Annotated in this window: 20 protein-coding genes and 1 riboswitch; of the genes, 15 read left to right on the top strand and 5 right to left on the bottom strand. The window is 40.8% G+C overall.

Annotated elements, in window-relative coordinates; translation table 11 throughout:
• Positions 1–75: 75 nt before the first annotated feature.
• The gene (locus ABFY09_RS01970; RefSeq protein WP_347982616.1) at positions 76–954 is read right to left on the bottom strand and encodes a glucosaminidase domain-containing protein; all 879 of its coding nucleotides are present in this window, start codon (positions 952–954) and stop codon (positions 76–78) included.
• A gap of 392 nt (positions 955–1346) precedes the next feature.
• On the opposite strand from ABFY09_RS01970, the gene ABFY09_RS01965 reads away from it, so the two are divergent.
• The 3 genes from ABFY09_RS01965 to ABFY09_RS01955 all read left to right on the top strand — a co-directional run bounded on the left by ABFY09_RS01965 (position 1347) and on the right by ABFY09_RS01955 (position 4210).
• On the top strand, positions 1347–2504 hold the full coding sequence (locus tag ABFY09_RS01965) for a GGDEF domain-containing protein (protein ID WP_347982615.1): 1158 nt from the start codon (positions 1347–1349) through the stop codon (positions 2502–2504).
• Between the two features lie 441 nt (positions 2505–2945).
• Positions 2946–3584, top strand: coding sequence for a TetR/AcrR family transcriptional regulator (locus ABFY09_RS01960; protein WP_347982614.1), 639 nt, complete (start codon positions 2946–2948; stop codon positions 3582–3584).
• A 5-nt stretch (positions 3585–3589) separates the two neighbouring features.
• On the top strand, positions 3590–4210 hold the full coding sequence (locus ABFY09_RS01955) for a LysE family translocator (protein WP_347982613.1): 621 nt from the start codon (positions 3590–3592) through the stop codon (positions 4208–4210).
• An 87-nt stretch (positions 4211–4297) separates the two neighbouring features.
• On the opposite strand, the gene upp is transcribed toward ABFY09_RS01955, so the two are convergent.
• A complete protein-coding gene (gene upp / locus ABFY09_RS01950) occupies positions 4298–4954 on the bottom strand; it encodes a uracil phosphoribosyltransferase (RefSeq protein ID WP_347982612.1) in 657 nt (218 codons plus the stop codon).
• Positions 4955–5217: 263 nt separating this feature from the next.
• Here upp and lon point away from each other — a divergent pair, with 263 nt between their 5' ends.
• A complete protein-coding gene (gene lon, locus ABFY09_RS01945; protein ID WP_347982611.1) occupies positions 5218–7659 on the top strand; it encodes an endopeptidase La in 2442 nt (813 codons plus the stop codon).
• 141 nt (positions 7660–7800) lie between these two features.
• Positions 7801–9180 (top strand): MATE family efflux transporter, encoded by a 1380-nt coding sequence (locus ABFY09_RS01940; RefSeq protein ID WP_347982610.1) that lies wholly within the window; start codon positions 7801–7803, stop codon positions 9178–9180.
• 10 nt (positions 9181–9190) lie between these two features.
• Here ABFY09_RS01940 and ABFY09_RS01935 read toward each other — a convergent pair whose 3' ends face one another.
• The gene (locus tag ABFY09_RS01935) at positions 9191–9955 is read right to left on the bottom strand and encodes a TlyA family RNA methyltransferase (RefSeq protein ID WP_347982609.1); all 765 of its coding nucleotides are present in this window, start codon (positions 9953–9955) and stop codon (positions 9191–9193) included.
• Between the two features lie 120 nt (positions 9956–10075).
• Between ABFY09_RS01935 and ABFY09_RS01930 the strand changes: the two genes are divergently transcribed.
• The 4 genes from ABFY09_RS01930 to ABFY09_RS01915 all read left to right on the top strand — a co-directional run bounded on the left by ABFY09_RS01930 (position 10076) and on the right by ABFY09_RS01915 (position 13749).
• Positions 10076–10915, top strand: a complete 840-nt coding sequence (locus ABFY09_RS01930) for a sulfurtransferase (RefSeq protein WP_347982608.1) — start codon at positions 10076–10078, stop codon at positions 10913–10915.
• Positions 10916–11029: 114 nt separating this feature from the next.
• Positions 11030–12199: a nucleotide sugar dehydrogenase gene (locus ABFY09_RS01925; RefSeq protein ID WP_347982607.1), complete on the top strand. Its 1170-nt coding sequence runs from the start codon at positions 11030–11032 to the stop codon at positions 12197–12199.
• A gap of 54 nt (positions 12200–12253) precedes the next feature.
• On the top strand, positions 12254–13321 hold the full coding sequence (locus tag ABFY09_RS01920; RefSeq protein WP_347982606.1) for a CDP-glycerol glycerophosphotransferase family protein: 1068 nt from the start codon (positions 12254–12256) through the stop codon (positions 13319–13321).
• A gap of 14 nt (positions 13322–13335) precedes the next feature.
• Positions 13336–13749, top strand: coding sequence for an adenylyltransferase/cytidyltransferase family protein (locus ABFY09_RS01915; RefSeq protein WP_317002996.1), 414 nt, complete (start codon positions 13336–13338; stop codon positions 13747–13749).
• Positions 13750–13817: 68 nt separating this feature from the next.
• On the opposite strand, the gene ABFY09_RS01910 is transcribed toward ABFY09_RS01915, so the two are convergent.
• Positions 13818–14633 (bottom strand): glycosyltransferase family 2 protein, encoded by an 816-nt coding sequence (locus ABFY09_RS01910; protein ID WP_347982605.1) that lies wholly within the window; start codon positions 14631–14633, stop codon positions 13818–13820.
• A gap of 83 nt (positions 14634–14716) precedes the next feature.
• Complete coding sequence (locus ABFY09_RS01905) at positions 14717–15850, bottom strand: AGE family epimerase/isomerase (RefSeq protein WP_347982604.1); 1134 nt, start codon at positions 15848–15850, stop codon at positions 14717–14719.
• A gap of 98 nt (positions 15851–15948) precedes the next feature.
• Here ABFY09_RS01905 and hldE point away from each other — a divergent pair, with 98 nt between their 5' ends.
• The 6 genes from hldE to ABFY09_RS01875 all read left to right on the top strand — a co-directional run bounded on the left by hldE (position 15949) and on the right by ABFY09_RS01875 (position 23883).
• Positions 15949–17376, top strand: a complete 1428-nt coding sequence (gene hldE / locus ABFY09_RS01900; RefSeq protein WP_347982603.1) for a bifunctional D-glycero-beta-D-manno-heptose-7-phosphate kinase/D-glycero-beta-D-manno-heptose 1-phosphate adenylyltransferase HldE — start codon at positions 15949–15951, stop codon at positions 17374–17376.
• The gene (msbA, locus tag ABFY09_RS01895) at positions 17377–19158 is read left to right on the top strand and encodes a lipid A export permease/ATP-binding protein MsbA (protein WP_347982602.1); all 1782 of its coding nucleotides are present in this window, start codon (positions 17377–17379) and stop codon (positions 19156–19158) included.
• A 2-nt stretch (positions 19159–19160) separates the two neighbouring features.
• Positions 19161–20387 (top strand): 3-deoxy-D-manno-octulosonic acid transferase, encoded by a 1227-nt coding sequence (locus tag ABFY09_RS01890; protein ID WP_347982601.1) that lies wholly within the window; start codon positions 19161–19163, stop codon positions 20385–20387.
• Between the two features lie 22 nt (positions 20388–20409).
• A riboswitch (TPP riboswitch) is annotated at positions 20410–20527 on the top strand.
• 56 nt (positions 20528–20583) lie between these two features.
• Entirely contained in the window at positions 20584–21597 is a 1014-nt protein-coding gene (thiB, locus tag ABFY09_RS01885) for a thiamine ABC transporter substrate binding subunit (RefSeq protein ID WP_347982600.1), read from the top strand.
• Between the two features lie 11 nt (positions 21598–21608).
• Complete coding sequence (thiP, locus tag ABFY09_RS01880; RefSeq protein WP_347982599.1) at positions 21609–23201, top strand: thiamine/thiamine pyrophosphate ABC transporter permease; 1593 nt, start codon at positions 21609–21611, stop codon at positions 23199–23201.
• A complete protein-coding gene (locus ABFY09_RS01875; protein WP_347982598.1) occupies positions 23188–23883 on the top strand; it encodes an ATP-binding cassette domain-containing protein in 696 nt (231 codons plus the stop codon). Before thiP ends, ABFY09_RS01875 begins: the two co-directional genes overlap by 14 nt.
• The last annotated feature ends 14 nt before the right edge of the window (positions 23884–23897 follow it).

Genomic DNA, 23897 nt, shown 5'->3' with positions numbered 1-23897 from the left:
AATATTACGGTATTGTAATGAAGGGGGGCACTCTTAGCCACCCCATAGAAGAGATTTCCTAATACTTATATGGATTTATTGTGCTTTTGTATTGGGGTGTGATTTGTTAAAGCGCCATAGTTTGTTGTAATTTATAAGGGCTTCGATTTCTTCAATATAAGCATAACCACGTTCAGAATAGTGCTCTAGTCCATAAACCAAAGCTAAACCAGTGATAGCTTTGTTATTCTCACGCAATGAACTGCGAATCGATCTCAATTTCTTATATGCTGAGTTACTGTTTAAGTTATCAATGTAAGCAAAAACAGATTCCCTTGCATCATGGAATTTGCGAACTTCGTGGTCGGCTCCATCATCTCTAGAAGTGGGGACTAAGCCGCAGCCTCTACTGAAGCACCATTGACCAAAAAAGTTATTGCCTTCAGTGGCGAAGCGAGAGGTACCCCAAGCAGATTCATTGGCTGCTTGAGCCAGTACAAGAGAGGTAGGGATAATGTCAACATGGTGTAATAGCTCTTCTAAGTCTTGTTTGGAGTAAGTGTCTAAAGGTTGGAGCTTATGATATTTGCGCATTGTTGATACCCACAGATTTTCTCTTTTCGACATAGTGCTTTTGTTTAACAGTACATTTATCCGTTTTCGATCATCTTGTGTGAGCTTGTTCTTTTCATATGTAAATTGAGCTAGAAAATTGAAAAAAGCGGCTTTTCGAGCTTTTATATTAGCGATGGTTGAAAAATCAGGTACATCAGATTTAATTGGGTGGGATTTGAAATATGCTTTTTCAAAAGGCGTGGCTTCACCTTCGTCAAACTCAAACGAGCCTAGATTTTCTACTCCGCTAATAGAATTAGGGCTTTCCTGGTCTTCATTGCTGTGAATGAAGACACCCAGAATGATCAGTAGGAGGATGATGATCACAAAATAGACGTCTAAAGTTTTGTTCTTGTTCATAAAAAAAGCCAAAATTTCAAATACGTTTCATGCTATGCTTTTTTACCTAAAAGGTTCCGCGTAGCCCGTAATCATTATCTTAAAGGTAGTACTATTATCTAAAAAACTAAAACCATTTAATAGCTTTAGTTTTTGTTTAGCTTCCAAAAAATTGTGGGATAGATTGCTCACTTTATCGGAAATGTTCTAATTTCTTTGTTTTCATTAATGAAATTACTTTTTTTAAACTTATATGTCAGTGATGTATTTCTACAGTCAAGATAATGCATAATAGTACTATATGAAGAAATGTAAATATTTACTCTAGTTAAGTCAAAGTGTCATTTTTAGTCGTTGTTTACAGGTCATGTATCTACTTTTTTATTCGAATAATTGTTTGGGTTTGAGCTAATATGTCTGAGCGTTTGAAGTCACTGTTGGCACCATTTTTAATCCTCATTGTCAGTGTGTATACCAGTTTATATGTAAACCATCTGTCATCTCTGTGGCTTGGTTTGTTGCCTTTGTTACCTGTGATTTTAGCTAGTGTGGGGGGGCTGCTTTCATGGCATTTCAACAAGGGGCGTGTCCTTCTCTTGGTGCTTTTGCTCTTGATTCCGAAGTTATATGGTGACTTTGATCAAGGCGGGTCTTTAACAGCTTATTTAGTGGTTTCATGTTTTTGTATTGCTTTGCTTGGGTTTGTTCAAGAGCGAGGTTTTTTTAATCGATTTGCGATCAATCGTGCCTTATTTATTTTGATGTTAGTGAGTTGGTGTTATGCCATCGAACGTAACTGGGTGTCGTTTGCTTTCTTAGATAAAGCTTTCTTTCAGACGGCAACCACTTGGTCTGTTGTTCTACTTTGGTGTGTGTTGGCGGTCAGTCTTTCTGCGATCAGTGTTGCTTGGTGGTTAAGTGGTGATGCTTTTAGGGCTTGCGGTCTGATGAGTATTGTAAGTCTGCTAATCATCAGTCATTTCGCGATATCAGATATTCAATTTGATGTACTCCTTTCTGCTCAGTTTTTACTGTGGATTTGGTTTTTGTTAATGGAGAGTCATCGTATGGCTTATCTTGATGATATGACCAAATTACCAGGCAGGCGCGCGTTGAATGAAAAGTTGGTTGGTTTACCAAAGCAATATGCATTGGCTATGGTCGATGTCGATCACTTCAAGAAATTTAACGACACTTATGGTCATGACATGGGCGATAAAGTGTTAAAGAGTGTTGCGAATCAGCTGAGGCGCTTTTCTAGTCCAGGTCGAGCTTTTCGTTATGGTGGGGAGGAATTTACTGTTGTTTTTCGTCATGATCGAGTTGATGAAATCGTAGAAATTTTAGAATTGGTTCGTGAAAATATACAAGAAACATTGGTTCAGGTTTTGGAGCCAAAAAAGAAGCGAGAGGTGGATGTTAACGTTACGGTAAGTATTGGCGTTGCTTTTGCTGATATAGGAGAGCTTCCAGATTCTGTATTAAAAAGGGCGGATGAGGCCTTGTATCGCTCTAAAAAGAAAGGTCGGAACCTTGTTTCTAGATCTTTACCTTCTAAAAAAGCACAATAAATCAAAAAAAATTGACCGATCGATCAGTTTTTTTCTTCTACCTATTGCACTGTGAAATCAGCTGCATATAATCAATGTATGACTTACATAAGCCATTGTGTTTTTCTCTGAAAATGAATGATGAAAGCACAGTGTGTTTTCGGTAGATACTTCTTTCTACTGACGATGGTTTCTCCATCGATTCAAAACATTGATTCTGCAATGCTTTTATTGCAATCAATCACAGCGCCAACGTGGTGTAGCAGTTAGCCTAATGACGAATGCCTATAGTCATCAGGTCTCTGCTACGAGGGGAAATGGGGAGCTTCGGCTCCCTTTTTTTATGCTGCTAATTTCTTCGTGCTTATTCTAAAAAATGCTATCCTACTTTCTTATGATTTATATTGAATGACTTCAGTATGAAGGCTTTCTTAGTGTATCTGTAAGCAGTGAGGCATATTCTTGACTAAAACAACAAGAGCAAAAGATCAGCTAAAGTCCCATATTAGAGAACAGAACCAAGCGCTTATTTTAGAAACATCTGAGCGTGTTTTTGCGCGCCAAGGTTTGGCGAAAACGACAACACAAATGATTGCGAATGAAGCAGGGCTGCCAAAGGCGAATATTCATTATTATTATCGCTCTAAGAAAGATTTATTAGAAGCTGTTCTTGAGCGTATTTTGCGACTTTGGCTTGATTCTGTAAGCGAATTTAATATTGAAGATGGGCCTAGAATTAATCTCACTCGTTATATTGATGAGAAAGTTGATCAATCTCGAATGAACAAAAATGCTTCAAAAGTGTTTGCAATGGCGTTGATTGGAGAAGAGCCGTTTGTTCTCGATTACTTAAAACGTTTGTTTGTTACTGAATTGGCTCGTGAAAAAGCGACATTGCAAACTTGGATTGACCAAGGTTTGATGGCGCCCGTGTCTACTGAGCATCTTTTTATTAGTATTTGGGCGATGACTCAGACGTATGCTGATTTTGACGCGCAGGTGAAAATTGTTTTGCAAAAAGACACTTTAGAAGATTCCGACTATGAAGAAGCAAAACAGTTTATTACTCGTATGGTATTAGCCAGTTGTGGCGTGGAGTAAGAGAAATGACACTAGAAAGCGGTATTACTTTTTTCTTTGCAATTTTGATTTTTGCGGTGACGCCAGGTCCAGGCGTGTTTGCTGTGATTGCTAAAAGCATGACAAAAGGCGCTCGAGCCAGTGTTTCTCTTTGTCTTGGCATGGTGATGAGTGACATTGTTTATTTAGTCATGGCTTGTTTTGGTCTAGCTGCGATTGCATCAACTTGGGAAGGTGTTTTCTTGGCGATACGCTATATTGGCGCTGCGTATCTTATTTATCTTGGTTGGAAAATGTGGGTGGTGCCAGTAGCTACGTCTTCTGAGGGGGTTACTCAGCTTGAGTCAAAAAGCGAAGTAGCAAGTTTTATACAAGGTTTTATGATTTCTGCGTCGAATCCTAAAGTGATTCTATTTTATATCGCATTTTTACCCACTTTCATGGATTTAACGGTATTAAGTGGTTTTGATATTGTGATTGCGGCAGTACTTGCTTTCACTGCTCTGATGTTGGGAATCAGTTTAATTTCTGTCGGGGCTTCACAAGCCAGACGTTTAATGAAATCCGAGCGCTCAATGAAGAGGCTGAACCGTACGTCAGGGGGAATCATGGCAAGTGCCGGTGCTTTTCTAGCCCTGAAGAGCTGATTTTTTGACCTTGTTCGCATCTTGCAAAAGAGCCTCTTTTCTTAACCAGAAAAGAGGCTCTTTTTTAGTGGGTTAATGGTTTAGTGATTATCGAGTTCCGTAGATACGATCGCCAGCATCGCCAACACCTGGGCGGATATATGCATGATCATCTAATCCGCGATCGATTGCCCCTATGTACATTGCAACATCTGGATGGGCTTTTTTGAATGCTTCTATTCCTTCTGGAGCCGCAAAAAGACAAATGAACCGTATGTCTGCTGCCCCCATTTCTTTCATTTTATCGATGGCCATAATTGCTGAATTACCTGTTGCAAGCATAGGATCGACAACAATGATGGTGCGCTCATTCACGGAATGTGGCATTTTTAAATAATATTCTACCGGCTGCTTGGTATCTGGATCTCGATACAAGCCAACATGCCCAACGCGTGCAGAAGGAGACAGTTTAAGAACGCCTTCTGCTAAGCCATTGCCAGCTCGCATGATAGTCACGATACAAAGTTTCTTCCCTTTCAGCGCAGGGCACATAGCTTTTTCAAGAGGGGTTTCAATTTCAATATCCTGCGTTTCTAAGTCGCGCGTTGCCTCGTAGCCAATTAGAATTCCAAGTTCTTCCACTAACATGCGGAACTCTCTCGTGCTGGTATTTTTGTCGCGTAGGCTGGTGAGTTTGTGTTTTACAAAAGGGTGCTCGATTACAAAAATATCATTGTAGGTACTAAGTAGTTCATCGCGGGTCATCGGCTTGTCCTTTATTTTGAACTTTGGAGGTAAAGTGGGTTTGTGCTGTGCTTATACTTTTTATAATAGCATTAAGTGAATAGAGGCCAAATAACTAATCTTGTCCTCTTGGTTGATTTTTATAAGTGAGGAAGAATGCTGAAAGCTCAGGTTAAGTGTTGTTTTTAGCTAGATCGTCATTACATAAGAGGAAATAAAAGATAAATCACCATGTTAATTTTTCATTGCTTTGAAAAAGAACGGGAATTATTGAGACGTTTCTTATGATTGATGACGAACAATATTTAGATATACAAGACGACGACAATTTAAGCCAAGAAGACGGAAGTGTTGTGGTTAGCGACCCAAAAGGTTTGGCATTACCAGATGATGTGCTACCAGAAACTTTATTTGTACTGCCAATCACCAGTCGGCCTTTTTTCCCTGCTCAAATTCAGCCTGTTATGGTGGATGCGGATAAATGGGAAGACACTCTGGAGCGAATTGCAGAACATCCACAGGCAGCCGTTGGATTAGTTTATTCAGATAAAAAAGAGAATGGAGCAGCACCGACTGTTGATGCTTTTCGCTCGATAGGGTGTGTGGCTCGTGTCCATAAAGCGGAAAAACAGAATGAAAAACTGACTTTTTTGGCTCAAGGTGTGAAGCGTTTCGAGGTGATTGAGTGGTTAAGTGAGACAGCTCCTTATCTTGCTCGAGTTCGCTATATTAATGACTCAACAGTCAAGGACGACGAATCTAAGGCTTATTCCATTGCAATTCTGGATGCGATTAAGGAGTTGATACGCTTAAATCCTCTGTTTAGCGAAGACTTAAAACTGTATTTAGGGCGTTTCTCTTTCAATGAGTCTGGATTACTGGCGGATTTTGCAGCTTCCATCACCTCTGCTGAGGCGGAGGATTTGTACGAAGTGTTAGCCACAAAATCGATTCAAGCGCGTATGCGTTTATCTTTGACTCTTTTGAAGAAAGAGCTAGAGATTGCGCGTTTGCATAATGAAATCAGTGCCGAAGTAAACGATAAAATTAGCAAGCATCAACGAGAGTTTTTTCTCAAGGAGCAGCTTAAAGTTATCCAAAAAGAGCTTGGGATTTCAAAAGATGATCGCACTTCCGATGTGGAAACATTTGAAGCCAGACTGGAAGGTAAAACACTGACAAAAGCAGTGAACGATAAAATACAAGATGAGCTTCATAAACTGAGTATTCTTGAAACCGGTTCACCAGAATATGGCGTGACAAGGAATTACTTGGACTGGGCAACATCGTTGCCTTGGGGTGTTCATTCTGAAGATAATTTAGATATCAAACTTGCTCGTGATGTTCTCGAATCTCACCACGCAGGCCTAGGCGATATAAAAGATCGCATTGTCGAGTTCCTAGCGCTTGGTGCGCATCGCGGTGAAATGGGCGGCTCCATATTGTTATTGGTTGGCCCTCCTGGTGTAGGCAAAACCTCGATTGGTAAATCCATTGCGGAATCATTAAACCGTAAGTTCTATCGATTTAGTTTGGGGGGAATGCGTGACGAAGCTGAGATTAAAGGTCATCGACGAACTTATATCGGCGCTCTACCGGGTAAATTTGTACAGGCGCTAAAAGATGTTGAGGTGGAAAACCCTGTGATCATGTTAGATGAGATCGACAAAATCGGTTCTTCTTTTCAAGGTGATCCTGCATCTTCTTTACTTGAGGCGCTAGACCCTGAGCAGAATAGTGAGTTCCTTGATCATTATTTGGATATGCGCATTGATTTGTCGAAAGCTTTGTTTATTTGTACTGCAAATCAGCTTGATACCATTCCATCGCCTTTATTGGATCGTATGGATGTTATTCGCTTGTCTGGCTATATCGCAGATGAGAAGCTTGCCATTGCCAAGCAGCATTTATGGCCTAAATTACTTAAGAAAAACAAGCTGCTAAAGAAACAGCTCAATATTACTGATGCCGCATTGCGTCATATCATCGAGCATTATGCTCGTGAAGCGGGTGTTCGAGGGTTGGATAAACTTCTACAAAAGGTGTTAAGAAAATCGGTTGTTGAATTAATGACAGGCGAAAAAGAGCACATTAATGTGGGGGTGAAAGATGTAGAAGCCTTGCTTGGTATGCCGTACTTCCGTGCCGAAAAGACTTTGCAAGGAGTGGGTGTCGTTACTGGTTTGGCTTGGACTTCTATGGGCGGAGCAACATTGCCAATTGAAGCTAATAAAGTGCATGAGCTTACGAGAGGTTTGAAATTGACCGGTAAACTGGGTGATGTCATGAAAGAGTCGGCAGAAATTGCCTATTCTTATGTTTTCTCCCATACAAAGAGTTACCAAAAATCCCCTGAATTCTTTGATAAGTCATTGGTGCATCTGCATGTGCCAGAAGGCGCAACGCCGAAAGATGGTCCAAGTGCGGGTATTTCTATGGCGACGGCTTTACTGTCGTTGGCGAAAGGAGAGTCTGTTCGTCGAGGATTGGCCATGACGGGGGAGCTAACATTAACAGGACAAGTGCTCGCTGTGGGCGGTATTCGGGAAAAGATTATTGCGGCTAAACGAAGTAAAATTAACGAAGTGATTTTGCCAGAGCCTAATCGTCGTGATTTTGATGAGTTACCGGATTCAGTAAAAGAGGGAATGACGGTGCATTTCGCAGAGCGTTTTACCGATGTAGAGAAAATCGTATTTAATCGTGAAAATTCCTCTATTCATTAGCGTTATCGGTAAAGTAAGGATTCTCTCAAAAGGCGAGACATGAGAAAATAAAAAAACCGGACAAGAGCTTGCTTGTCCGGTTTTTTTATTTTCAGCGATGGCTTATAAACTGTGTTTTAGGCCGTATTTTCAGGAGAAAAAATGCCAAGTTCGGCAAAACTCACACAAGGCTCAACTTTTAAACATGTTGCTGTTATGTCGATGACAGGTGCATTTGGGTTGATGTGCATGTTTCTTGTCGATCTAGTTGATATGCTGTTTCTCTCTATGTTGGGTGAGAAAGAGGCGGTTGCTGCTGTTGGTTTTTCCAGTGCTATTATGTTTTTTACGATTTCTTTGAGTATCGCTGTTTCTATTTCTGCGACGGCTTTGGTTTCAAAGGCAATAGGCAAAGGGGATTTAGAGTTAGCCAAACGGCGGTCCGTGAATGTATTGGCATTTGGTATTATTTTTTCTTCTTCCGTGGTGTGGTTTTTGTGGCCTAAAATCCCTCATATCCTTCTGTTTGTTGGTGCGACAGGGCTTACTTTAGATTTGGCAACCGGGTATTTACAGATATTGATTCTTGGAATGCCAGCCGTGATGATAGGCATGATTGGTTCTGGAATTATGCGTGCTTTGGGCGATGCGCGTCGTGCTATGTATGCCACCTTAGTTGGTGGGTTAATTAATGCGGTACTCGATCCTATCTTTATTTTTGCATTCGGGTTAGGTGTGCAGGGTGCTGCGATTGCTTCGTTGATTGCCCGTTTTTCCATGGTGGCTGTGTCATATTATGGCGTAGTTTATGTCCACAAGATGTTGTCTGAATTTGATTTGATGGATTTCTTCAAAGATGTGAAATCCATTTCAGTTATCGCTGTACCTGCTATGCTGACGAATATGTCTTCTCCCTTGGCGAACGCAATTGTTATGGAGCATGCGTCATCATTTGGAGACGATGCTGTTGCAGCTATGGCGATTATTGGTCGTGTTATTCCTGTTGTTTTTGCTGGCGTGTTTGCTTTGTCTGGGGCTGTTGGGCCGATTTTAGGACAAAACTACGGGGCTGGTCGTTTTGATCGTATGCACGATGCTATTAGTGGTGCGGTTATATATGCGTTTGGTTACTGTGTTCTCTTGTGTTTATGTTTATATCAAATACAAGATTGGCTGGTGTCTGTGTTTAGTGCAACGCAAGAAAGTGCTGATTTGATCCGCTTTTTTGCGACCTTTGTTTCTTTTAGCTTTTTCTTTCAGAGTTTGCTGTTTATCGCCATCGCCGTGTTTAATAATTTAGGAAAGCCTTTTAATAGCACCTTGCTTAACTTTGGCCGTGCGACCCTAGGAACTTGGCCTTTGATTACGATATTTGCTTTGGTTATGGGCGCTGAGGGAATACTGTTTGGCCAAGCGATTGGTTCTGTCATATTCGGCTGTTTAGGTTTTTATATGGCGAGAAACTACATCACTGAATTGGAAGAAAAAGAAGCTAGGGAAATCACTCCAAACCAACACCTAAATTATGACGAAATACTATAAGCTCTCTTTTTTACGATTGGGCTTTAGTAGCCCAGAGTAAGAATTCTTGGTTGCCATCTCCGCCTTTGATTGGGCTTTCAATGTAGCATTGAGTCTCAAATCCCAGTTCTTTTACAAAAGCTTGAATGTTATGGTTTAACTGGCTTACACGCTTTTGGTCTTTTACGATTCCCCCTTTGCCAATGAATTCTTTGCCTACTTCAAATTGTGGTTTGACCAATGTGATTAAGTGGCCGCTCTCACTCAGCAATGCAGGCAATTGTGGGAGGATTTTTGTTTGAGAGATAAAAGAAACATCCATTACAACCAAGTCGAAACCGTTTTCAGGAAAGTGCTCATTTAAATCATCAATACAAAGATTGCGAGCATTAATGCCTTCTAAGCAAGTTATGTTTGGGTTATCGCGTAAACGTGAATCTAATTGATCATGGCCAACTTCGATTCCGACCACATGGGCTGCACCGTGCTGTATTACACAATCACTAAAGCCACCGGTAGACTGGCCGATATCTATTACATTGAAACCTTTAATGTCTAGTTGAGCATGCGATAGCGCACCTTCTAGCTTTAATGCTCCGCGAGAAACGTATTTATCAGACTCATCTTGGGTAATGTTGAGCTCTACGTCAGGGGAGAGTTTTAAGCTAGGTTTGTTTGCTTTCAACCATGTTCCGTTATGTTTGTATGAGACTCGATTTGCGCTGATAAAAGCTTGAGCCTGAGAGCGAGACTTAGTTAAACCTTGCTCTGTAAGAATGATATCAATACGTAACATAAAAAAACTCGGAAGTTGAAATAATTAGTGTGAATATTAACAAAAACAGAAGAACCAAAGTAGGCTTGTAAGCGTTAACAAAAGCTTGCTTGTCAATTTTAGCCTTGTTAAGGAATGATTGTGTTATTAAAAAGCTTGATAGATGCAAATGAACTGAGTGTACTGCTTGAGCAGGAAAATGTGATTGTGCTGGATTGCCGATTTTATTTAACGGACCATTCAAAGGGGTTGTTTGAATATCAAAAAGGGCATATTCCCAAAGCTATTTTTGTTGATGTTCATCATCAGCTTGCATCTCCTGAGACAGAAATGACGGGGCGGCATCCTTTGCCTGAGTCGGTCGTGTTTTCTAAACAGTTGCAAGATTGGGGGGTCTGTTCTGAAAGCGAAGTCGTAGTTTATGATGACATGGGCGGCGCGATTGCTGCTCGAGCCTGGTGGATGCTAATTCAACAGGGTATCAATGTTCGTGTATTAAATGGTGGTTTTCCTGCATGGTTGAAAGCTGGATTGCCTGTGTCTTTAGAGAGTGAGAGGAGCAAATCAGTTGATTATCAGTTTGAGGTGGATTTTCCTTGGGCTGTTAATGAGCAAGCGGTTGTCGAAAATTTCGAAACAGATCGGTTTCAATTGGTAGATGCGAGAGCTCCTGATCGTTTTAATGGTGAGAATGAAACGATAGACCCTGTTGCTGGACACATTTCCGGTGCGATAAATCGTCCTTTTAGTGATAACTTGGATGCTGATGGTTACTTCAAACCTGCAGAGCAATTACATGTTGAGTGGCAGGACTGGCTATCGTCCAAAAGCAGTGATTATGTTTACTATTGCGGTTCTGGTGTTACAGCTTGTCATAATGTGCTGGCGTTGAATTATGCGGGAATAGAAGCACATTTAGTGTACGTTGGATCTTGGAGTCAATGGGCTAAACGAATGCTCCGAGAAACGTCACTTTCATGACTTTTTCCTTTGAATTAGTAAAAAAGATAAATTAGACGTTTTTAATTGTGTAACAGGCTGTAAAATAGCTAGCTATATAGTTATGGCGTTTATGATGGATAAGGGCAAAGGTTAATGAAGATTGCTGTTGCAGGAACTGGATACGTTGGTATCTCAAATGCACTTTTGTTAGCGAAGTACAATCAGGTTGTTGCTTTGGATATTGTTCCAGAAAAAGTAGATATGCTGAACAGTAAAGTATCGCCAATTGAAGACAAAGATATTGAGCGTTATCTAGCTGAAGAAGAGTTAAATTTTGTTGCAACACTTGATAAAAGAGCTGCTTTTCTTGATGCGGACTATGTCATTATCGCCACACCAACAGACTATGACCCAGAGACGAACTATTTTAATACCAGTCATGTTGAGTCTGTTATCAAAGACGTTATGGAAATCAATCCAAATGCCATAATGGTTGTGAAATCAACGGTTCCTGTCGGTTTTACTAAGTCTGCTCGTCAAAAATATTTGACTGATAATTTACTGTTTTCCCCCGAGTTTTTACGAGAAGGTAAGGCACTTTACGATAATCTATACCCTTCTCGCGTTATTGTTGGAGAGCAATCGGAGAGAGCTCAAGTGTTTGCAGACCTTCTTGTACAAGGGGCAGAAAAAACAGACATAGATGTATTGCTGACAGATTCTACCGAAGCAGAAGCCATTAAATTGTTTGCCAATACTTATTTAGCAATGCGTGTTGCTTTCTTTAATGAGCTGGATAGCTACGCGGAATCTCATGAACTCAATAGTCGCCAGATTATTGAAGGGGTTGGCCTAGATCCTCGAATTGGTAAACACTACAACAACCCTTCATTTGGTTATGGTGGTTATTGCTTACCAAAAGACACCAAGCAGCTTTTGGCGAACTACGATAAAGTGCCAAACAACTTGGTGCGCGCCATTGTCGATGCAAATTCAACGCGTAAGGACTTTGTGGCCGAATCTATCCTCAAAAACAAGCCTAAAGTTGTAGGAATTTATCGCTTGGTCATGAAAGTGGGTTCTGATAACTTCCGAGCGTCCGCGATTCAAGGTGTCATGAAGCGAATCAAAGCCAAAGGGGTGGAAGTCGTTGTATATGAACCTGCTTTAACAGAAGAGCACTTTTTCAACTCTAGAGTGATTAAAGATTTAAAAGAGTTTAATGATATCTCTGATGTGATCGTGGCTAACCGTATGACAGATGATGTCCTTGAAGTGAAAGAGAAAATTTATACACGAGACTTATTTGGTGTGGATTCTTGATACTGCAATGATTTCGAGATTGAGTTTTAAACTATTGCTTAAGAGAGTTTCTACATGAAAGTTATTTTTGATACTAAAAGTCTATATTACCTACCTCAGTATTTACCAGTCCACAATGAGTTGCTAAAACTTGGAGTGACCACAACATTTGTTTTTTATGACAGTATCCATAACGATATTATTATCAAAATAGCGAAGGATAATGGACTGTCTTTCAAATGGGTGGAGGATGATTTAGAGGCTTCTAACTTTTATCAGCAAGAGAAAGCTGACTGGGTGTTCTTTGGTAATACGTTCTCTTATTTAGATGACCTACATAATGTTTCAAAGAGTGCGCAATTAGGACATGGAATAGGGCCGAAGACGAGTTATTATTCAAAATCTAATTGCGCTATGACGGTCAGATTTGTTGAAGGTGAATACAGAAGAAAAAGGCTTGCAGATAGATATCCGGAAGGGGTCTTTGTAGATGTTGGCTTTTGTAAGCTGGACCCTATCTTTAATGGAGAGGTTTCGGGACTTTCCTTATCAAAGGACTATGGTTTAAGGGATGATTTACCTACGATATTGTACGCTCCAACTTTTTATCCTAGCAGTATTGAACGCTTTCCATCTAAATGGCCTAGTGAATTCCAAAATTATAATATAATTATAAAGCCTCATTATTTTTCTTTGAGCAAGAAAACCTACCGTAAGCAAAGAGCTTTGCTAAGTAAGTGGTCAAAATATGACAACGTATACTTAGCTCAGGCAGAAGACTACTCACTTTTACCTTTTTTTCAGGTGTCTGATGTACTTATTAGTGATGCATCCTCTTCCTTATTTGAATTTGCTTTATTAAACAAGCCTGTCATTTGGTGTGACTTTTTAAAGCTTAGATGGAATTATCGTGGAATTTTTTCTTATAAATTTAAAAGAAGAATGGACCAGGATTATGGGGTTTATGCAAAAGTCGCAGTGCATGCTGAAAAATATAAAACTTTGAAAACTCTTGTGGATGCTCAATTAAAAAACCCGAAAGAGCTCGAAGATATTCGTCTTGAATTAGCAGAGAAGCTCGCGGGAAAAACGGATGGTCTAGCAAGCAAAAGAATTGTTGAATATTTAACACAAAATATGTGATTTTTAGGTGTCGTATGAAAACTATTGGATATACAACAGGTGTTTTTGACTTATTTCACATTGGACATTTGAATGTTTTAAAACGTGCTAAGTTAGAGTGTGATTATTTAATTGTTGGTGTTACAAGTGATGAGCTGTGTATGGCGGCGAAAAATAAGAAACCTATCATACCTTTTCAAGAGCGAATGGAGATTGTAGAAGCAATTAAGTTTGTAGATGAAGTCGTACCACAAGTTAATTACGATAAAGAAGAGGCTTGGAATAATCTTAAGTTCGATAAAATGTTTGTCGGGGATGATTGGAAAGGTACAGATAAGTGGAATAAAATTGAAGAAGACTTTCAGAAGTTAAATGTATCTATTCACTATTTTTCATACACTTCTCATACATCGAGCTCTAAACTTCGTGAAGTTTTAGAAAAAATCTAAGGTTGATATGAGGTAGTAAACAGAAGCTCCGTTTAGAGTATTCTATTGTTTACTACCTTTATTTTACTTTACAAGTGCTTATCTATCCCTACTCTTGCTTTTATTACTTTGTTTTTCTTGGTGTCTTCTCTTATTGCTCGGCTGTTAGCCAGCATTTCAGGTGTGATATAACCACGTTTATGGTCTAAGTGGATGCATACAGCCGAATAGCGAATACGTTTTGCTTTTAAACCGTAGTTTACTAATCTGTCTCCAAACTCACAGTCTTGCCCGCCATATTGCATAGTTTCTTCAAAACCATTCACAGCTAATATGTGCTTTTTATAGCAAGATGCACTGTGGCCATTCCAGGTAGGACGAGCTGGACTGATTTTATTTAAAAAGCTTGCCCATGTGCCTGATGCAGTGAGTTTCATCATTTTGTGTGTTTTTTTCATTCCCATACTGATTAGCCAGTTAGTATTAAAAGGGTTTTGTTTAATGATGTCTTCTCGCGTGATGGCTTTACTAATGTCCATTGGTAATTTGAAGTAGCCGCCAGATAAATATGTATTAGGTTCTGATAGGCGTAAGTGCTGCTCTATGAAATCCTTTCTCGGTATGCAGTCACCATCAGTGAAGATAAGATATTCCCCTTCAGAAGCGAGAATGGCTTTGTTAAGAATGCGGCACTTTTGAAAACCATCGTCTTCTTGCCAAACATGTTTGATGGTAATGGAGGTTTCTTTTCGCATTCTCTCGATCAACTCTCTAGTCTCATCGCGAGAGCCGTCATCAGCTATGACAATTTCGAAGTTGGTTGCTGTTTGCTGGAAAAATCCCCAAAGAACTTTTTCTAACCAAGCAGGAGAGTTGTAAGTAGTAAAGACAATGCTTGTTTTCATCGATTTGCCTAATGTTGAATTTGTATTTTTTAAATATTGAAGCTTTTATTTTAACTTAAAGAGCTAGTTATGAAGCATAGTCTTTATTTATTAACTGTATTTGACCATCTTATCACTTCGGCCAGTCCTAGGAAAATATGATAGCTGCTAGTTCCTGGTAGTGGGTAGTCTTTTGGTGTGTTGTCCTTATTGAGGTATTCGTTCCAGCCACCGTTGTTTAGAAAGTAATAGCTTTGTAAAAAGCTAAGGGCGTTCTCTATTCTATGACGCTTCTCTTCTTTTCCTATTGGGATGATTGTGACAGCTTTCAGGTATTCGGTAATAGGCCAAATGCGTTTCTCTTCATCAATAGGAAGGTAAGTATTACCATCTATTTGATTGTAAATACCGCCGTTAGTAGCGAATCCGTGACGCGTCGCTGTTGACCATAAATGCTGGGCTAAATCTGTGTAGTCTGTATTTGGTGTTATTTTATTTGCTTCATAAAGTAGCCATACCCATTCAAAATGATGGCCAGGTTCCACTTGATTGCCTGTCTTAGTGTCTAGCGTCCAATCGGAATTAAAAAACTCACGTAAAGTTTTGTTTTTTTTGTCATAAAAACGCTCCAATGCGAGTGTTAGTAATGACTTAATGGCGTTTTTATAATCTTCATTCTGCGTGATGTTGAAGGCGGCAATATAGCCTTCTAGTAAGTGCATGTGAGGGTTTTGACGACGGGTTTGGTTTATATCAATGGGATATGACTCGTAAAATCCGCCTGTTGACGCTTGCATGTTGGCAATTAAGAAATGATGTGTCTTCTCAATGTAATGTAAAGCTTTTTTATTTTGAGTTACCTGATAGTAATAGCTGAACGAAAGTAAAACGAAAGCTAAAGCGTAGGCGTCAGATTGCTTTTCTTGAACGCTCAAATCATCGTTTAGTGAAAAAATCCAACGATCTTCTAGGAAATAGTGGTTTGTAATAAAATCGAATAGAGGCACAAGCTTTTCGTACCACTCTGATTTCGCTTCAAGTTGATAAGCATGACTAAAGGTATAGAGCTGACGGCACTGTGTTAATAAGCGAAGTCGGCCAACAGAGTTGACGCTCCAGTCGTGATTCATACTCTCATAGCTAAAGCCATGTTCTGGGTTTATGCCATATTTCGCCCAGTTTTCTAAAAGTTGCTCAAAAACAAAAGATTGGCAGCCAGAGAGGGTGTTGTTCAACATGATGTAAATAGCCTTATTTCATGTGATATTTGGTATGTCCAACTAAGTAGGGGAGTATGATAAGATGGCGGCTTTCAAAAATCGAATAATATGTGACTATGAACTCTTCATATCTGAATTTTAAGGATAAGCACATTCTCGTTGTTGGGGATGTAATGTTAGATCGCTACTGGCATGGCGGCACTTCTCGTATTTCTCCTGAAGCACCAGTGCAAGTGGTGAAAGTTTCTAATATTGAAGATCGCCCAGGTGGCGCTGCAAATGTGGCGTTAGGTTTGGCTAAATTAGGTGTTTCTGTCACTTTAATTGGTGTTGTGGGCAATGATGAAAATGCATCAACATTAGAGCGCTGTTTAGAGTCTTCTGGTGTGACTTGTCGCTTTGTTCGTTCTGAACGACTTCCAACGATTACGAAATTACGAGTGATGAGCCGTCATCAACAATTGATTCGTTTGGACTTTGAAGAGCGCGAGGATTGTTTGTCCCAAAATGATGCGGTCGCTGCCATGGTAAAAGATTGTTTGCCAAGTGCAGATGCGGTTATTTACTCTGATTATAACAAGGGCTGTTTAGCGGGCGTTCAATCTCTTATTCAGCTGTCTAATGCTGTAAATGTCCCTAGTTTTGTTGATCCTAAAGGCGATGACTTTTCGATTTATCGTGGTGCAACTCTAGTAAAACCAAATTTTGTTGAATTTGAAACCATAGTTGGTGAATGCCCTTCTGATGCAGATATTCAACAAAAAGGTGAAGCGCTAAGAAATCAGTTTGGTTGGAGTGCCTTGTTAGTGACGCGTGGCGAAGATGGTTTGGTATTGTTTGAAAAGAGTAGAACGCCGTTTTCTTTGGCGACTTCAGCCAAAGAAGTGTATGACGTAACAGGTGCCGGCGATACTGTAATCGCAGTATTAACAGCTGTGTATGTGACCAGTAAGCGTTTTACTGATGCTATTGAGTACGCGAACCAAGCCGCAGGTTATGTTGTAGGAAAATTAGGCACTGCGTTTATTACGGCAGATCAATTAGCAGGGATTATGTACAAACGGTCTCACTCTACTAACTTTGGAGTTCTTCCCCCAGATGAATTATTGGAGCAAATAAAACTTGCGCAAGTAAACGGAGAAAGAGTGGTGTTTACTAATGGGTGTTTTGATATTTTGCACCCAGGACATGTTGCTTATATGAAGCAAGCCAAAGGGCTTGGAGATCGTCTCATTGTTGCTGTAAATACAGACGCATCAGTAAAACGATTAAAAGGCGAAAAAAGACCAATTAATGACCTTGTGCATAGAATGGCAGTTTTAGAAGGTATCGGTGCTATCGATTGGGTGACTTGGTTTGATGAAGATACGCCTAAGGAATTGATAGAGCTGTTATCTCCAGATGTGCTTGTGAAAGGCGGAGATTACAGCATCGAAACTATTGTTGGCGCTGAGCATGTACTCAAAACTGGTGGCGAAGTAAAAATATTGTCTTTTGTCGATGGTTATTCGACAACCTCTATTATCGAAAAAGCGAATTTATAAATGCAAGATAAAGTGATTGCTGAACCCTCTAATACTAAAACTCAATCCGGTTTGAAGATATATTTTCGCTTACTTAGCTATGTTCGCTCATCATGGGGCTATTTGTTCTTAAGCTTTGTGGGATACATATTGTATGCCGCTATGGAGCCTGCGTTAGCGGCTTTGCTTAAGCACATTGTTGATATTGTTTCAGATGGAAAAATTACTGAAAGTCGCCTTCTTATCCCTCTTTCTATATTGGGTATTTTTATCCTACGAGGGGTAGGGACGTTTTTAGGCAGTTACTTCATGGCGAAAGTTGCCAACAATGTCGTTTTTGACTTGAGAACAAGCATGTTTGATAAGCTTGTGTTGCTGCCTTCCAGTTATTATCACTCCATTCCCACTGGACGATTACTTGCTAAGCTCACTTACAATACAGAGCAGGTGATTGGCTCGATTACTCAGGCAATTCGTGTTTTGCTGCGTGAAGGATTAACGGTTGTTGGCTTGTTAGGCTACATGATCTACATGAATTGGCGTTTATCTTTATTGTTTTTGTTAGTTGTGCCTTTGATTGGTTTGGTTGTGTCTTATGCTTCTAAGCGTTTTCGTAGATTGAGTACGCGCATTCAAAATGCCATGGGTGGTGTTACGGATGTTGCTTCTGAAGCTATTAAAGGCCACGAAGTGGTAAAAATATTTGGCGGTAGCCAGTATGAGACTGAGCGATTTTATAAGGCGGCTCAGGAAAATAGACGCTCACAGCTTAAAATGGAGAAAACAAAGGCGCTGAATGCACCAATTGTGCAGTTCATACTGGCTTTTGCTATGTCTATTTTAATCTGGTTTGCGCTGAGCCCTTCTATTAGCTCTGGTATGACACCGGGTGACTTTATTGCTTTCTTGACAGCTGCAGGCATGTTAGGAAAGCCTATTCGCCAATTAACTGATGTGAATAGCACATTACAAAAAGGTATTGCAGCATCCCATAGTATTTTTGAGTTTCTTGATATGGATGTAGAGATTGATAAAGGTACGATTTCTGCTGACAAGTTGAAGGGCGATATTGAATGGCGATCTATGTCATTCACTTATCCAGGCGCGGACAAGCAAGCCTTGAAAAAGGTTAACCTATCTTTACCAGCAGGAAAAACACTAGCTTTGGTAGGGCGGTCTGGTGGAGGTAAGTCTACGATGGCAAACCTGATTCCCCGTTTTTATAACATTGATGATGGGGAGCTTTGTATTGACGAGCATTCTATCTCTGATTATCGCTTGAAAGACTTGCGTTCTAATATCGCTCTGGTGAACCAACAAGTAGTGTTGTTCAATGGTACGATTCGTGAAAATATTGCCTACGGCTACCTGCGAGATACAAGCGATGAAGACGTGATTAATGCAGCGAAAGCAGCTAATGCGTGGGACTTTATCCAAGAATTAGATCATGGTTTAGATACTATGGTTGGCGAGAATGGTGTTCTTCTATCAGGAGGTCAGCGCCAGCGTATTGCTATTGCTCGAGCTATTTTGAAAAATGCTCCAATTCTTATTTTAGATGAAGCAACTTCTGCCTTAGATACAGAGTCTGAGAGAGCTATACAGTCTGCATTAGATGGTTTGATGAAAAATCGTACAACCATTGCAATTGCCCATCGATTGTCGACTATTGAAAACGCAGATATTATTGCAGTGGTGGACCATGGTGAAATTATTGAGCAAGGTTCCCATAGTGAGCTTCTTGCATTAAATCGAGCTTATGCACAGCTTCATAATCAACAGTTTTCGGAAGAAACGGACTGATTATGTGGTTGTATCGTTTCACTTTACTGCTATTAACGCCGACCATTTTATTAAAAATACGGCGTTTTCAAAAAAAATACAGTCATTATCGACCTAAAGAAGCACTGGGTTTCTGGCCTTCTGTAAGTGCTGATTTATGGGTTCATTGTGCTTCTGTTGGCGAAGTGCTTGCAGTAAGACCGCTAATTGTTCAGTTGCGTGAGAAGCATCCGACATGTCGCTTTTTGATCACCACCATGACGCCAACAGGCGCGGAGCAGGTAGAGAAAAGTTTTCCATTTGCTGAACACAGATATTTACCCATGGACTGGCGTTTTAGTGTCAAAAGAGCGCTGAAGCGGCTTACTTGTAAGCATCTTCTTATTATCGAAACTGAGCTTTGGCCAAATTTACTGTTTCAAGCAAAACAACAAGGCCTTCGTGTGGACATTGTAAATGCTCGACTGAGCGAACGCTCTTTTTTGCGCTACCAACAATTCTCTCATGTTTCTCGACCTCTATTTAAACTGCCTGATAGTTTTTTAGCGCATGCAAAAAGTGACGCGGAACGATTTGAAGCCTTGGGTGCGAAAAAGGTGTTAACAACAGGCAGTATTAAATTTGATCTCTCTGTTTCGCCTGATGTTTTGCAGGATAATTGGCGTGAGCAATTAGGTTCGCGTTTTGTCTGGATTGCTGCGAGTACGCATCAAGGGGAAGATGAAATTGCTTTGAATGCACATAAGGCTCTTTTGCAAAAAGAGTCGGATGCATTGCTTTTGCTTGTGCCCCGTCATCCTGAGCGTTTTGATACGGTTTATGCGTTAGCAAAACAATATTTTGAAAAGGTTGGGTTGCGCAGTCAAGACTCACCAGATCAGTGGTCAAATTTCGATGTGGTTATTGGCGATTCGATGGGGGAAATGATGCATTACTATCAAGCCTCTGATCTTGCCTTTGTTGGTGGGAGTTTGATCAAGCGTGGTGGACATAATCCGATTGAGCCTGCGTTATTAGGGAAGGTTATTTTGGTTGGGCCTTATACCTTTAACTTTTTAGATATTACAGAGCAGTTGATACAGATAAAAGGGGCGATTCGCTGCTTAGATGAAATAGCATTGGAAGATGCATTGATCTCTTTTGCTAGTAATCCTTCTCTGTGTTATCGAGTCGGACGGGCGGCTCAACGGTTTGCAGAAAAAAATCAGGGCGCCGTTACTCGAGTACTTTCTGAAATAGACTTCCGTTGATTGACTCTTTACAATAACTGCTCTTTATCTCATGGGGTGCTTTGGTTTGTTAGAACCTAAGCTGAGAAGCGGAATTGACCGCTAACCCACTGAACCTGATCCAGATCATGCTGGCGTAGGAATCGAGGTAGCAAGCTTGCACTCTTAGCATCTTGCCGTTTTTCCTGTACGCCGCTCACTTTTTAGGAGCGACACATTGAATAAATTCTTGTTGAAAATATCTTCCGCGGCCCTTTTTATCTCATTGGCGGCACTTTTCTCTTCTGTCTCATCTGCAGCGGATACATTGAACGTTTATACCTATGACTCTTTTTCTTCAGATTGGGGGCCAGGGCCAAAAATCAAAGAAAACTTCGAGAAAGAATGTGGCTGTGAATTGAACTTTGTTGCTTTAGATTCTTCTGTTGGAATCTTGTCTCGTGTTCAATTGGAAGGGAAATCATCTCAGGCCGATGTATTGCTAGGCTTGGATCTGAATCTAATGGAGGCGGCAAAGCAGACTGGGTTGTTGGCGACGCATTCAGTTGATACATCTGACGTGACTGTCGCTGGTGGTTGGAATGACACCACTTTTGTCCCATTTGACCAAGGCCATTTCGCTTTCATTTATAACTCGGAAACGCTGAGCAATCCTCCGACGAGTTTAAAGGACGTGGTTGAAAATCAAGATCTTCGAGTGATTTATCAAGATCCAAGAACCAGTACGCCAGGCTTAGGACTTCTATTATGGATGAAGTCTGTTTATGGTGATGACGTGGCTGATGCTTGGGAAGGTTTGGCGAGTCACACGGTGACAGTGACAAAAAGTTGGTCTGATGCTTATGGTTTGTTCTTAAAAGGCGAAGCTGATGTTGTGCTGAGTTATACCACTTCCCCTGCGTATCACATTATTGCGGAAGGCGAGAGTAAATATAAAGCGGTATCTGCTAGCGAAGGTCTTTATTCTCAAGTTGAATTGGCTGCCATGATGAAAAGTGCACCAAATCCTGCTTTGGCAGAACGTTTCATGCACTTTATTTTGCAGCCGGAATTTCAATCAGTGATTCCTACAGGAAACTGGATGTTGCCTGTGGTTGAATCTTCAGAGCCTTTGCCTGCAGCATTTGATAGTGCTTTGCAGCCAACGAAGAACTTAGTATTGCCAGCTAAAGAAGTCGCTAAAAACCGTAAAGCTTGGATTGATGAGTGGTTGAATGCGACGACTCGATAGGATTTCTTAACGTGTTTTCTTTGCGTTTATATCAAGGGATGACGCCTGCTATTTTAGGTGTTGGTCTATTTTTGATAATGGGAGCTGCCAGTTTGGCGGCTCTTTTGCGTTATGGTGAGTTGTCTAACTGGCTTGGCTATTTGTCTCAGCCTTACCTTTGGCGTGTGATACGTTTTTCGTTGTGGCAAGCCTTATTGAGCAGTGGGGTTAGTATTTTAATTGCTATTCCTGTTGCATCTTGTCTTGTTCACCGGCGATTTTTCGGGCGATCGTTTCTCTTGCAGCTTTTCTCTGTTTCTATGGTTGTTCCGACAATTGTCGCGATTTTAGGCTTGGTTGTGGTTTATGGCCGTACCGGTTGGTTGAGGCAATTATTTGGTCTTCAAATTCCTTTGTATGGTTTGACAGGAATTTTATTAGCTCATGTCTTTTTTAATATGCCTTTGGCTGTACGTTTTTTATTGCAAGGCTATGATTTGATTCCTTCGGGTCAGTGGCGTCAGGCGGCCCAATTAGGCTTTTCTCGCCTTTCTGCGTTTCGTTTAATTGAATGGCATTATGTGAAAAAAGCTTTGCCCGGTGCTTTTGTGTTGATTTTTATGTTGTGCTTTTCCAGCTTTGCCGTGGTGCTGAGTTTAGGTGGTGGGCCAAAATCAAGCACGTTGGAAGTGGCTATCTATCAGGCGTTGAGATTTGATTTTGATCTTGGCAAAGCCTGTTTCTTAGCTCTGATGCAGGTGGCGATATGCACCTTGTTTGCCCTTGTTGTGTATCGAATTGCGCCTGTTAATCGTCAAGATGTGAGCTTGCTGCCTACTGAGCGATATATTTTGAAAGACTCTTTCTTGGCGAAAACCTCAGACCTTGCCGCTATGCTGTGTGTGTTTCTTTTGGTTTTTCCTCCCTTTATCGCGATTTTTGATCCTGTATTTTCTGCTGCTTTTTTCGATACCTTGCAGTCTTCTTCTTTATGGAAGTCCGTCATGGTTTCATTGCAAATCGCTTTGCCCGCTGCGGCGGCCAGTTTATTGCTAGGGATTTGTTTTGGTGTTTTGGCTCGATTTTGTGTTGGGCGCAGATACTTGTCATTTTTGCCCAATAAGATTGAGCATCTCGGTAATATGATTTTGATGGTGCCTGGCTTAGTGATCGCAACAGGGCTTTTTTTGCTGTTGCGTGATTTCGGTTGGGGGCTTCAGTCGAGCTATTGGATTGTTGTGTGGGTAAATGCTGTGATGGCTTTGCCGTTTGTACTCAGAGCTTTGATGCCTATTTTGCATCAGCAAGAGCAGCGCTTTCGAAATGTATATTTGAGTATAGGAATCCGTGGTTGGTCTCGCTGGTGTTTGGAGTGGGCTCTCATTCGTCAGTCTGTCGCGCAAGCATTTGGGTACGCTTTGTTGTTGTCTCTTGGTGATATGGGCGTGATTGCTTTGTTTGGCAGTCAAGGTTTGGTGTCTTTGCCTTTGTACCTTTTTCAATTAATTGGTTCTTATCGGTTAGAAGAAGGGGCTTGTGTCGCAGTGGTATTGATTGCGCTTTGTTTGGTTTTGTTTTATCTGTCATCTCGGCTTATTGGAGGACAAAAGAATGTTAAAAATTAGCCTTCAATACAATTGGGATAGCTTCCATGCGGATTATCGCGTGGATATTTCATCGGGCGTGACCACTCTGTTGGGGGCTAGCGGGGAAGGGAAGAGTACACTTTTACATTTGCTTGGTGGTTTTCTGGATGGTCATGGTGTATTGAATTTCAACAGTGAGTCATTACTTGCCTTGGCTCCCTATGAAAGGCCGATTTCTACTTTGTTTCAGAGTGACAATCTTTTTCCTCAGTTAACAGTTTGGCAAAATGTAGCGATTGGGATATCGCCTTCTTTGTCTCTAAATACCGAGCAAAAAAATAAGGTTAGTTGGGCTTTAGAGAAAACGCAGCTTGTTGATAAAGCAGATCGTTTTCCGCAAGCCTTATCTGGTGGGCAAGCTCAGCGTGTTGCAATTGCTCGTGTTTTGGTAAGGAATAAGCCGATACTTTTATTGGACGAGCCTTTTAGTGCGCTAGATCCTTCCTTGCGTGAAGAGATGCTTTATTTAGTGAAAGAAGTGACAGAAGAGTTTTCTTTGACGACTTTGTTGGTTTCACATTTACCTCAGGAAGCCAGTTTAGTGGGCGGAAATGTACTCTTAATTGAACAGGGCAAAGTCGTTGCTCATGAGTCAGTATCTGTTTTGAGTCAAACACCGTCACATCCATTGTTTGTAAACTATTTTGGTAGGTCTAGCTAGCCTCTGTAAAGGCA

This window comes from Marinomonas sp. 5E14-1 (genome assembly GCF_039939215.1).
Taxonomy (GTDB): Bacteria; Pseudomonadota; Gammaproteobacteria; order Pseudomonadales; family Marinomonadaceae; genus Marinomonas.
The sequence above is the reverse complement of the archived record's forward strand: the minus strand, read 5'-3'. Positions and strand labels throughout refer to the sequence as shown.